11 protein-coding genes are annotated in these 11,677 nt (G+C 58.6%); 4 read left to right on the forward strand and 7 right to left on the reverse strand.

What is annotated here, in order from left to right:
- Positions 1 to 104: 104 nt before the first annotated feature.
- Positions 105 to 476, reverse strand: coding sequence for a VOC family protein (locus tag VNL17_00150; protein ID HXI82481.1), 372 nt, complete (start codon positions 474 to 476; stop codon positions 105 to 107).
- Between the two features lie 156 nt (positions 477 to 632).
- Between VNL17_00150 and priA the strand changes: the two genes are divergently transcribed.
- Genes priA through bioD form a run of 3 tightly spaced genes read left to right on the forward strand, consistent with a single transcriptional unit; the run spans position 633 to position 4,724 of the window.
- Complete coding sequence (gene priA, locus VNL17_00155) at positions 633 to 2,846, forward strand: primosomal protein N' (GenBank protein HXI82482.1); 2,214 nt, start codon at positions 633 to 635, stop codon at positions 2,844 to 2,846.
- Positions 2,843 to 4,087: a glycosyltransferase family 39 protein gene (locus VNL17_00160; protein HXI82483.1), complete on the forward strand. Its 1,245-nt coding sequence runs from the start codon at positions 2,843 to 2,845 to the stop codon at positions 4,085 to 4,087. The genes priA and VNL17_00160 overlap by 4 nt, the downstream gene beginning before the upstream one ends.
- Positions 4,056 to 4,724: a dethiobiotin synthase gene (gene bioD, locus VNL17_00165; protein HXI82484.1), complete on the forward strand. Its 669-nt coding sequence runs from the start codon at positions 4,056 to 4,058 to the stop codon at positions 4,722 to 4,724. Before VNL17_00160 ends, bioD begins: the two co-directional genes overlap by 32 nt.
- Here the strand turns inward: bioD and VNL17_00170 are convergent.
- The 4 genes from VNL17_00170 to VNL17_00185 all read right to left on the reverse strand — a co-directional run bounded on the left by VNL17_00170 (position 4,711) and on the right by VNL17_00185 (position 9,467).
- The gene (locus tag VNL17_00170; GenBank protein ID HXI82485.1) at positions 4,711 to 5,613 is read right to left on the reverse strand and encodes an alpha/beta hydrolase; all 903 of its coding nucleotides are present in this window, start codon (positions 5,611 to 5,613) and stop codon (positions 4,711 to 4,713) included. The genes bioD and VNL17_00170 overlap by 14 nt on opposite strands.
- Positions 5,614 to 5,631: 18 nt before the next feature.
- A complete protein-coding gene (locus VNL17_00175; GenBank protein ID HXI82486.1) occupies positions 5,632 to 7,242 on the reverse strand; it encodes a sigma-70 family RNA polymerase sigma factor in 1,611 nt (536 codons plus the stop codon).
- 85 nt (positions 7,243 to 7,327) lie between these two features.
- On the reverse strand, positions 7,328 to 7,966 hold the full coding sequence (locus VNL17_00180; protein HXI82487.1) for a M23 family metallopeptidase: 639 nt from the start codon (positions 7,964 to 7,966) through the stop codon (positions 7,328 to 7,330).
- On the reverse strand, positions 7,947 to 9,467 hold the full coding sequence (locus VNL17_00185; protein ID HXI82488.1) for a tetratricopeptide repeat protein: 1,521 nt from the start codon (positions 9,465 to 9,467) through the stop codon (positions 7,947 to 7,949). The genes VNL17_00180 and VNL17_00185 overlap by 20 nt, the downstream gene beginning before the upstream one ends.
- Before the next feature lie 58 nt (positions 9,468 to 9,525).
- Between VNL17_00185 and VNL17_00190 the strand changes: the two genes are divergently transcribed.
- A complete protein-coding gene (locus VNL17_00190) occupies positions 9,526 to 11,202 on the forward strand; it encodes a hypothetical protein (GenBank protein HXI82489.1) in 1,677 nt (558 codons plus the stop codon).
- On the opposite strand, the gene VNL17_00195 is transcribed toward VNL17_00190, so the two are convergent.
- Both VNL17_00195 and VNL17_00200 read right to left on the reverse strand, forming a co-directional pair.
- Positions 11,191 to 11,391 carry a hypothetical protein gene (locus tag VNL17_00195; protein HXI82490.1) on the reverse strand — a complete coding sequence of 67 codons (201 nt, stop codon included), beginning with the start codon at positions 11,389 to 11,391 and terminating at the stop codon, positions 11,191 to 11,193. The genes VNL17_00190 and VNL17_00195 overlap by 12 nt on opposite strands.
- Before the next feature lie 12 nt (positions 11,392 to 11,403).
- The gene (locus VNL17_00200; GenBank protein HXI82491.1) at positions 11,404 to 11,676 is read right to left on the reverse strand and encodes a EutN/CcmL family microcompartment protein; all 273 of its coding nucleotides are present in this window, start codon (positions 11,674 to 11,676) and stop codon (positions 11,404 to 11,406) included.
- Position 11,677 lies beyond the last annotated feature (1 nt).

Here is an 11,677-nt window from a genome sequence, read left to right on the forward strand (position 1 = left end):
CCGTGTCGTCGGTAGGGCGGGCTGGCCCAGCCCGCCGTCCGCGCACTTCCGATTCCGTCATCCCGAGCTTGTCGAGGGATCTCGCTGCCGTCCACCCGCCCTCATCACTTAAACTCCGTCAATGAAAGTATGTTCCCGTCCGGATCCTTAAACCACGCAATCTTACCACCCGCCGGACTCACCCAAATCCCCAACTCATCCTGCTCCAGAAACTCGTACCGCTCAAACTTCACACCCTTCTTCACCAACCCCTCCACCTCAGCCCGAATATCCGCCACCTCCCACCCCAACACCGTATACCCCGCCGGTTCCAGTTCCGGCACCTTCTGCACCCGCAACATTGTCCCATTCACATCAAACACAATCGCAAACGGATCATCACTCACAAACTTCAACCCCAACGTCTTCTCGTAGAACGCCCGCGCCTTCACCGGATGTTTTGTTGCCGCAAAACCAATGATTTTTGCTTTTATCACGAGGGACCTCACTTTCTCGATATACTGTTCCCGAGTCGCGCCATAGCTTTAGCGACGGCGGATGCCGTCACCTCACTTCCCGCCCATTTTACTCCTCCAATCCAGAATCCAAAATCAAAAATCGGAAATCCCCCACAACTTCTGTATTATTCCATTGTGACCGGTTCCATTGCACGTATCGTCGTCGACCTCGCCCTCGACCGCGAATTCGACTACCGCATCCCGTCGCATCTGGCAGGCACGGTCCAGATCGGCTCGCGCGTCGCCGTCCCGTTCGGCAAAAGGACTGCGCAAGGCTACGTCGTCGGCCTCGCGAACAATTCACAGTACCCGCACCTGAAAGAAATCGGCGACGTCATCGGCAAGAAACCGCTGCTCGGCGACAAAGTCCTCGAACTCACCCGTTGGATGGGCAAGTACTACTGCTGTCCCGTCGAACTCTGCGTGAAATGCGCCCTGCCCGAAGTGGTGCGCAAGGGCAAGATCAGTTGGAAAGAACGCCAGTACGTCAAGCCCGGCAAGATTTCCCCAGACGACCTCGCCAAACTCAAGAAGCGCGCCCCGAAACAAGCCCGTGCCCTGGAGATTTTGCAGAAATCTCCGGGCATGTTCCTCTTCAAGCTGTTGAAACTCGCCGACACCGACGCCGCCACGGTCAAGAAGCTCGCCGAGAAAGGCTACGTCCACCTCAGCGAGCAAATCGACGACCGCGACCCGTTCGCCGGCGAGGTCTTTCTCCCCTCCGAATCCTTGGTCCTCACAGCCGACCAACAGAAGGCATTGGAACTCTGCAACGCCGCCATCGACAACCCCGAGAAACCCATCCTCATCCATGGCGTGACCGGCAGCGGCAAGACGGAAATCTATCTCCAAGCCATCGAACACACGCTCCACCAGGGCAAGGACTCCATCGTCCTTGTCCCCGAAATCGCGCTCACCCCGCAAACCGTCGAACGTTTCCGCGCGCGCTTCCAGAATCAGGAAGTCACCGTCCTCCACAGCAACCTGAGCGCCGGCGAGCGCCACGACCAGTGGCACAAGATTCGTGATGGCCAATCCCACATCGTCATCGGCCCGCGCTCGGCCGTCTTCGCGCCCGTCCAGGCCCTCGGCCTGATCGTCGTCGACGAAGAACACGAGACGAGCTACAAACAGGAGGAAGCCCCGCGTTACAACGCGCGCGACGTCGCTGTCATGCGCGGCAAAATCGAACACGCCGCCGTCGTGCTCGGCTCCGCCACCCCGGCGCTCGAATCGTATTATAACGCGCAGCGCGGTCGCTACACCCTGACCTCTCTGCCTTCGCGCGTCGACAATCAGAAAATGCCGCTCATGCGCATCATCGACATGCGCCAGGAAATGATTCGCCAAAAAGGTCTGTTCGTTCTCTCTCGCAAACTCCGCGACGCGATCCAGGCGCGCCTCGACAAAAAAGAGCAGGTCATCCTCTTCCTCAACCGTCGCGGCTACGCCACCCACATGTTCTGCCCGAAATGCGGTTACGTGGCGAAATGCCCGAACTGCAGCGTGTCGCTCACCTACCACCGCAAGGCCGCGCAGTTGCTCTGTCACCTCTGCGGATTTGTCAGCCGCGTGCCAGACAAATGTCCCGAGTGCCGCGATCCCGCTATCAAATACGGCGGCATGGGAACCGAGAAAGTGGAATCCTCGATCCAAAAAACATTCCCGAAGGCCCGCGTCCAGCGCATGGATTCCGACATGATGACACGCAAGTCGCTCTACCGCGAAATCCTCGGCGACTTCCGCGTGGGCAAAATCGACATCCTCGTCGGCACCCAAATGATCGCAAAGGGATTGCACTTTCCAAACGTAACACTCGTCGGCATCATCTACGCCGACATGGCCCTGCACATGCCCGATTTCCGCGCCGCGGAACGTACCTTCCAACTGCTGGTCCAGGTCGCCGGCCGCGCCGGCCGTGGCGATGTCGAGGGCGAAGTCGTCGTGCAAAGTTTCACGCCGTTTCATTCCGCCATTCAATACGCCCGGCAACACGACTTCCTCGGCTTCTACGAAGAAGAAATCGAAACTCGCCAGGAACTGCAATACCCGCCCGCCACCCGCATGGTCTGCGTTACCGTCCGCAGCCGCAGCGAGGAAAAGGCCAAATTCGTCGCGGAGGCATTGGCCCGGGGATTTGAGAAACAGACCGCCGACCTCAAGGTCTTAATGGGCGGGGCGACGCCCGCGCCCCTCGCAAAAGTCCAAAACCAGTACCGCTACCAAATCGTCATGCGCAGCGCGCAGATTCTGCCGCTGGTCGAAGCCGTTGGCAAGGTCATCACCGCGATCAAGATGCCGAATGACGTGAGCGCCACGGTGGACGTCGATCCGCTCTCGCTGTTATGAACCTGCGCCCGGCTCTCATCGTATTTGTCGTCGCGCTCCTCGTGCGTCTGGGCGTCGTGCTATTCATGCTACCTCAGTTGCGACCGGACCAGAACCCGGATCTCTACCGTGAACTCGGACGAAACATGGCCCTGGGAAAAGGCTTCGTCGCCGCGGCACCCGATGGGCGTGAGTTACCGGACATCAATCGCCCGCCAGGCTATCCGGCGTTCTTGGCCGGACTGATGCTGATCTTCGGTGACCGTCTCGGCGTGCTGCTCGCTGCCAACTGCGTGCTCGCGGCGATCGGCTGCGCGTTGACGGTGGTCATGGCCTCGCGATGGTTGAGGCCGGGAGCGGCGATGCTCGCCGGATTAATAACAGCGCTGGAACCCAATTCCGTTATGCGCTCGTGCCTGGTCATGGCGGAAGCGCTGTTCACCTTGTTCTTGTTGGTGGGTGTCTGTGCGCTGGTTTGGCGTCGCGAGAAGAATTCTGCCTGGTGCCTCTGCGGCGTGGTCTGGGCGCTGGCGACGTTGTGCCGAGCCATCGGGTTGTGGTTGCCGCTGGTGGTGTTGGCCGTAGCGTTTTTGTGGCGAATGCGCTGGCGGCCGGTCGCCCTGTTTCTCATCGGATTTTTGCCGTTGATCGGATTATGGATGGCCAGAAATGCTTCGCTGACCGGCCACTGGTTCTACAGTTTGTCGGCGCAAAACTCCACCGTGACCGGGTGGGCCGCCCGCCTCGAAGCGGAACGAACCGGTGTGTCCACGGACGTGGCACGCGCGCGATTGCTTGAGCGCACCGGCTCGCTTGAGTTTTTTGACGGACGCGAGGCCTTCGAGAAGACCCAGCGGGAGCAGGCGAAGGTCATCTACGAGACGCTTGGCGCAAAACCTTGGCGGCGGTTGCCGGAAATTGTGAAAGGCACGGCTGAAACGCTGTTGGGGCCGGGAAAGCGGACCCTGGATGCCTTCCTGCGCGATCTCCAACCGACACCCCGATGGCGGCTGATGGCTGGCACAGGGTACATGCTGGCGCTCGTGGTGCTGGCAATCTGCGGATCGATCCGACACACACGCGCGCTTGCCGTCGTGACGGTGCTGGTATTGTACTTCCTCGCGCTCAGTGTCTGTTCCGAGGGAAACAGCCGGTATCGCTATCCCATCATTCCACTGTTGTCTGTCCTGGCCGTGGCCGCCTGCGCGAGAACACTCGAACCCGGAACCGATGCGACGAAACCTCTTCATCACGGGAACTGATACCGGCGTCGGCAAAACACACGTCACCGCGGCGCTCCTGACAGAGTTGCGGCGGCGCGGCGTGCGTGCGGCGGCATTCAAACCGATTGCCTGTGGCAAAGGCGGACGCCACGACGCCGAAATCTACGCCGCAATCATGGACCACGAGCAACCACTCGACGTGATCAACCCCATTTATCTCCGTCATCCACTCGCCCCCAGCGTCGCCGCAAAACTTGAGCGCAAGTCGATCGACCTCCGCAAGATCTTCCGTACATACCAGCAACTGGCTGGCGACTATTCCGTGGTCCTCGTCGAAGGGGCAGGGGGCCTTCTCGTCCCGATCCGCGAAAACTACTTCGTCGCCAACCTCGCGAAAGCGTTGAAACTCCCAATCGTAATCGTCGCCCGCCTCGGCTTGGGAACCATCAATCACACTCTCCTGACCGCCCATCAGGCCAACGCGCATGGCCTGAAGATCGCCGGTCTCGTGCTCAACGACACCGTGGGTGGTCGCCAAGGCTTGGCTGAAAAGACGAACATTCGCGTCCTGCCAAAACTCTGCAAGGTCCCGCTACTCGGAGTGATGCTGCATGGCAAAAGGGGACAGACATCCGCCGCGCGTAAAATTTGCGATCAGCTTTTCAGCGGTAGCTGACTTGATTTCGACCCGGCTTGGCAAGGAACGCGTCCACCTGTTGGTAAAACCATGGCGGATCATCGAGCATGATGAAATGCCGCGTCTCGGCCATGACAATTTTGCAGTCCTTGAGTTGAGTGTACTGCTGGCGGATTCTGCTCCCGGTCTCCTTGCGAGTGGCATAGTCTTTATAGGCGATCCACGTTCCCAGTACAAGCGCGCGCGACTTGATCTGGCCGAGATCATCACGCAGATCATGGCTGAACAAGTCGAACACGGCGTCGCCGGCAGCCAGCGGGTCGGTAATTTTGACCCAGGACATGATGCGGTCGAAATCAGCCGGCTTGGTCACCATCATCCTGACCTGCGGCGTAGAATTCGAAACAAACTGCGAGGGAGCGCCCGCCATGCCAGCGCGCATTGTTTCCGCCAAGGGCCTGACGGTTTCCACCGTGACCCCGGGCGTGAAACTGGCCGGCAGAAACGGCAGCGAATCGACAATGATAAGCGGTCCCGTGAGATCGGGATTGTGCTCAGCGAGCCAGAGGCCGAGGAAACCCCCAAGGCTGTGGCCGATGATGACGGGATGGTCGAGTTTTTGGTCGCGGATATAAACGGCAAGGTCATTGCGGACAGTCTCGAGAAACGGAGCCGGAATACGCGGCTGGCCGGCGAAGCCCGCAAGCGTCAGCACGTGGCACTGGTAATGATCCTTGAGATGCTCGACGGTGCCATCCCAGACCGCACCGGAACAGGAGAGACCGGGAATAAGAATTACCGGTGCGCCTTTGCCGGTAACTTTGACGGCAAAGGAAGGTTTAGCAGACGCCTCGCCGGCCCGTGCCGGGAGAGGAATTGCTGTTAAGAGGCTGACAGTGAGGACAAGGGCCATGAAAGTGATTTTCATAGGGATATTTCTCTGAATCTAACGCGTGGTTGACCGCTGTAGTAGACGTCTGCCCGCAATGACCCGCCACTGAACAATCATGGAAATCATCAGCGGAATCGCCCAAATCCACATCAGCCAGAAGAAATAGGGCACAATCATCCAGCAAACCCGAAAAAACGGACTCGATTTCACTAGGTGCCTGACGAATTCGTTGTTCACCTGTGCCGCGTGGGCAATTGGGCCGAGAGCGTACTGATGGGCGATGGCATACTGGGCACCCGACGCTGTGTTCCACGCGATGGCGCAGCCGGCGGATGCCTGCCAGCCAAATGCAAAACCGGCGAACGCCCAAATGCCAAAACCGAACCCACCAACCGCGAGAGCGCCGACAGCCATGGCGCCATAGGAAAGCAGACCAACGGCGCAAGCGCCGATACTGATGGGCGCCACCGCCACGGAGCCATACGCAAATAATGCGCCAAACGCGACGCCATCGGTGACGACAATCCAGGCCTTTACCGGTTTCAATTCTTTCACGGGCCAGCTTTGCCAGCCGCCAGTGCGGAGATGAATGAACGGCAGGCCGAGCAGTTGAAAGCGGCTGCGATATTCCCAGACGGAATTCCCCGGTCTGGTCACGACTTCCGCCGGCGGCAGTTCCGGGGCCAATTTTCTTACGGCACGATAAAACCAGATGCAAAACGGAATGAGCAGCAGCGGATAACCCAAAATCAACCCGGTCATCAAACCGGCGAACAAGGAAGGATTTGTTTTGATGAAGGAGTCGCCGTGAGACATCAGCAGGCTCGTCAGCAAAATGACTACGACGATACTGCCGGCGAGCACGGGGAAAAAAATCTTGTAAATGTTACGTTCGCGGTCCGAACGCGCCGCCTTGTGGCTCAGGCGCCAAATCCCGAAAAGATTTAGAAAAGCCAACAGCGGAGTTAGAACAGCGCCAAGCAAACCCATCAAGCCCGCGCCTTTGGCCGCCGCGCCAACCGTCGCCGCTTTAGCGGAAATTGTCATGGCCGGCAGCGTGGCCAGTACGCCCAGCGTGAACGCCTCGCCGGGATTCGTCCGCTGCAACGTGCCTTCCACAAACGCCGTCACCTCTTCCGTCAGCAACTTGCGGCCCCGCGACAATCGCTGCTTCACCGCGTCTTCGGACAATTCCAATTCTGTCGCCACGGACTCGATGGACTGGTGTTCCCGATAAAAAAGCACGAGCGGTTCGCGGTAGAGTTCGGGGATCTTTTCCAACGATCGCCAAAGAATCGCTTCCTCCTCGCGACTGATCGCGTGCTCGGAGGGCAGGGGTTCGGTGGCCATGCTTTCCTGGATACCGTCCAACGTTTCCGCCCCATGCGCCGGCTCACGCACTTGCTGCCGTCGGGCGCCGCTAATGACCGACCGCGCGATGCTGCACAGCCAGGACCGCAATTTTTCCGGCTCACGCAACTGCCCCAGTTGCTTCCAGGCAATGACAAACGTCTCCTGCGCCAGGTCCTCGCTTTGCGTCAGGCTGCCCGTGGCGCTGTAGGCGAGGGAACAAATCAATGACTGATACTGCTCCACGATTCGCCCGAAAGCCTCACGGCTGCCGTGCAGGCTTTGCGATACCAATTCCGTATCATTGCGTTCCATGGCGGATCTTGCGTCGGTTGACATCATAACGCCGTATAAGAGGCGGGAAAAGCCAAACAGGTGACAGGAAACCTGCAGCGGCGGTCTACGCCTGCCGATCAGGAAGGAATTTCGTGAGAAACTCCACCGGATCAAATGATTGCTTGTTTACATCCCGCACTTCGAAATGCAAATGCGGCGCAATCGCCATCCAGCTGCGCGCATCAGCGCTACGAGCAGTCTGACCCATCTTCCCAATCCGTTGACCGCTTATCACTGCCGAACCTGCAATACTGATCTCCGCCAGATGCGCGTACAACGTGAAAAACTTCTCCCCACTCCTCGGCCAAACATGCTCTACGACAACGTGCCTGCCGAAGTCCGACAGGTTCTCGTCCTCCACAACTTCCGCAACGCGTCCATCGAACACGCAAAACACGTCATCATGCGGCACGAAGGTAGGCTCTTCGCTTTCAAAATCGCTGTTCGTGGCGCAATCCGTAAAGACGACCAGCGTCTTCTTTCCCGTCGCCGTAACCTTGACCGGCGCAATGTCACACCCGCGATGAAGCCGCTTCCCGCAGTCGCGCGTCCATCCCGGTTTCCCATAATCAGCATTCACGCGCGTGCGCGCGAAAAACTTCTCCGGCGCATCAAACAGAAAATGGTTCGGCGTCGGCCACGCAATTCGCAGGGCCGCGTCGCTCGGCAGCGGAAGGAACTCGTTATGGATGGCGTTGTTCAAGAAGCATCAGGTCGTGGCGTGCTGCCGTGAGTTGGGGTTTCAAGGCGAGGGCCCGTTGCAGTTCCTCCCGCGCCCCCGCTTCCTTGTTCTCCATCAAATAGACCTCGCCAAGGCGCGCATGCGCCTCAGCAAAGTTGGGCTTCAACGCGACGGTCTTTTCCAGGTAACCCTCCGCCGTTGGCCAGTCCTGCTCCATGATCGACACTCCTGCGAGGCTGTAATAACCCACCGCCGACCGCGGATTCTTCCGGACACAATCGCTCCACAACGCTTTCGGGTCGTGCCAGTCCGGGATGCGCGCCAGCGTCAACCCAATCAGGCAAACGCCCGTCAGCGGCCCGGCGAGAATAAGGATGACACGCTTCTTTTCCAACCATTCTGCGACCAGCACAAAAATCCCGAGCGCCGCAAGGTACAGGTACCGGTCCGCGCGCAGCGTCGGATGCGGCACGATCTGCAACACGGGCGCAAGACAGATCAGGAACCACGCGAGAGCAAAAATGGTCCAACGCCGCAACGTTCGCCCGCGCCAGGCCAGAACTGCCCACGCCACCAACCACAATAAGGTCACCATAACGCCCGGATTGCCGATGCTATCCACCGCCGTCACGGTGTAATGATTGCTCAACCGCGCGGGCCAGAACAGCGCGTCGAGATATTCGCCGACCACCTTGGTCATCGTCAAAACCCCCTCCGACAAGTTTCGAAACGGACTCGACAGTTGACCGGATCCTGCATGCCCGAGTACCCGCATCAGGGCCGCAAAACCGGCCGGCACAAAAAACAGCCACGTCCGTCGCAACGCCGCGGAGAATTTTCGCCGACGCAAACACATTTCATAAAGCAGCAGCAACGCGGGCATGACGATTACCAGGGCGTGTGCCAGCACCGCAAGCATGAAGAGCACCAATGCCACAACTCTCCAGCGGGTCGCAGAGGACGACTTCTCGTCTGACTCGTCGATCCGCAAATACGCCAGCCAAGCCAGCAGAAACAGGCAGGCGCCGAGCACGTTCTTGCGTTCGGCGATCCACGCGACGGTTTCAACCTGCACCGGATGCCACGCGAACCACGCGCCCGCCAGCACCGCGACCTCCGACACTCGTGTCCACCGCCACACCAGCAACACGACCAGAAACGCGTTCAACCCGTGCAGCAACGTTTGCGTCACGTGATATCCAAAAAAGTGCCCACCCCACACCCAATGATCGAGCGCAAGACTGATGTACGTGAGCGGATAGTAATCTGTGGAGAACGGCGCGGTGAAAATCAATTTGAACCCCGCCGCAACCGGCATCACCACAAGCGGATTCTGCAACACATTCTCGTCGTCATCCCAGTAAAGCATCTGGTGGTTCCAAGTCCGCGCAAAGATCGCCACCGTGACCAGCCCGAGAATGAGCGCCGCCATCAGGACATGACGTGGAATGCGCCCACTGCCACTCGCTGCTTCATTACTTGGCAGCACCTCCGCCTGCTGGTAGTCTGGCGCTGGCTTCACAACCGCAGAGTATAACAACGCCCATGAGCGGCCAGCAAGCCACGGCAGAGAAGCAACCGTGAAAAAGTTCCGAGTAATCCTGCGCTGGGTTTGGAAATCCGTGCTCGTCCTTTTGGTGGTCCTCGTTGCCTTCATCCTCGAAGAAAACATCCGTGGCCGCATCCTACTCGCCCGTTACAAAGCCGAACTCCGCGCCAAAGGCGAGAAGTTGGCGCTGGGAGAAATTGATTTGCCGAAGCCGCCTGCGGGAGGCAACGGCGTACCCGCATTGTTGGCAGTAGTCGATGAAGTTATCACTAACTCCAAGGCCAACCCCTTGGGCTGGTATGGACTCGCCATACCGATATTTACTTCTGCAGGACGCAGGGAGGTGTTGCACCTGCAAGAACGACTTACAGACCGGCGACCGTCACCTCCTGTAATCCCTTCTGGCGAGAATCGATCGAGGCCCGGAGAGGTGGAGGAACAGCCCTATGTCCCAACGCTACCGCCGACATGCAGTTGGGATGAGCTGACCAAGAACCTTGCCGCTGTCAGCAATGCGTTGGAAAACGCCAGAGTCGCGGCGCGTCAACCGTTGCTCGGCATCGAGCTGGATTACACAAGAGACCTGGACAAGCAGTTGCCTCATCTGGAAAGGATACGGCACTTACGGGAATGGCTTGCGGCGTCTGCGATGGAAGCATTGCATCGCGGGAATCTGAACACCGCGTTGGACGATATCACGACACTTGCGGCGTTGGTGCGGCTCCAGAAGGACGAGCGGATGGTTGGCGTACAGGTTTTGCGCCTGCGTACGGCGAATCTTGGACTACACGTGACGTGGGAGGCCCTCCAATCTGAAGGTTTGACGGACCAGCAGTTGGCGAGGCTCCAGGAAGACTGGCAAGGCGCGGGATGCCTACCTGATTATGTCCCAAGCTTGGAAGTGGAGAGGGTGACATCCCTGCGAGTTTATGATCGTGTCGCGCTCAAAGACGTGGTTGGTTATTGCTCCTCTGGCGGAAATCGACGGTTGGATTGGGCTGATTTTCTCGCGTACGCACTCTCTTGCGTGGGGTTAAGCAGTTATGGGTCGGAAGATTTGCAAAGCGGAGTAAAGGGCGAGTTGGAAAACTGGAAGGACTGGTTGACGTCGGTAGTCCACTGGTTTGTGTGGCGAACTGCGTGGGAACAGCAGGACGAGCTCCACGCTTTGCGTCAATGGCAAGACAACGTGGACGGAGCGCGAGAGGTAGTCATGCGAAAGTCATTGACAGCTTGGTCGGTAAAGCCCGAGCGTCGATGGACGCACTATAATCAGTGGCGTTATCTGCTTTACGGCACGAGCTATGGTGCGTACACCCAGATCCATGAAGCCGTCCAATATGAAACGTTACGGGAGATGACAGTCGCTGCTGTTGCCCTCAACCGCTACAAACTGCGTACCGGCACTTACCCAGCCAATCTGTCGCTTCTCGTGCCTGAGTTTCTGCCGGCGCTGCCGCATGATTGGATGGATGGTAAGCCGCTACACTACAGTCTGAACGCGGACGGAACTTTCACGTTGTATTCCGTGAACGATGATGGTGTCGATAATGGAGGCGACCCGAATCCCTTGCCGCCAAGGACGGGTTCTCGGATGTGGGACGGCCGCGATGCGGTATGGCCTATGCCAGCGACCCAGGACGAAGTGGAAGCGTGGAAGTTAAGACGGTCGCAGCAAACGCAATCGAGAGGCAGATCACAGCGCTGAGACAACATTCAATTCGACGTAATCGTCATTGACCGTGGTGCAGGGGCAGAGTTCGAGGCGATAACGAATCTCGTCGCGGAGGGAGTCGAGAGCGTTGGTGGGGCTGAGGCCCTGGGCGCTGCAAGCCATGCTTTCGCACTCTGCCACGAAGCCGTCACCGCCAGCTTCCACTGTTACGTCAAACCTCACAACGCACCAAACTTACGTCATGGCTTCGACATGGTCAACTATCGCCACAATGATGGAACGTAGCGGCGCCTTGCTGTCTTTTACGATCTGTCGCGCGGAATTGCCTTCATCGATGACCAACACGCGCTCGCCGACGCCGACACCCACGCCGCCATCGATGGCGATGAGATAGCCGCCAGCCTTCCCAGCGAAATCCTCTTTCTCGACGATCATCAACTTCTTCCCGTCGTAAAACGGATGATTGATCGTCGAAACGATATTGCCCCTGACAGTGCCGATGATCATC

The organism is Verrucomicrobiia bacterium, assembly GCA_035577545.1.
Lineage (GTDB): Bacteria > Verrucomicrobiota > Verrucomicrobiia > Palsa-1439 > Palsa-1439 > Palsa-1439.

What these genes read in the sequence shown, in the direction of transcription:
- bioD (HXI82484.1), top strand. Translation starts at nt 4,056, where the DNA reads ATGCGACGAAACCTCTTCATCACGGGAACTGATACCGGCGTCGGCAAA.
- VNL17_00160 (HXI82483.1), top strand. Translation starts at nt 2,843, where the DNA reads ATGAACCTGCGCCCGGCTCTCATCGTATTTGTCGTCGCGCTCCTCGTG.
- VNL17_00175 (HXI82486.1), bottom strand. Translation starts at nt 7,242, where the DNA reads ATGGAACGCAATGATACGGAATTGGTATCGCAAAGCCTGCACGGCAGC.
- VNL17_00200 (HXI82491.1), bottom strand. Translation starts at nt 11,676, where the DNA reads ATGATCATCGGCACTGTCAGGGGCAATATCGTTTCGACGATCAATCAT.
- VNL17_00170 (HXI82485.1), bottom strand. Translation starts at nt 5,613, where the DNA reads ATGAAAATCACTTTCATGGCCCTTGTCCTCACTGTCAGCCTCTTAACA.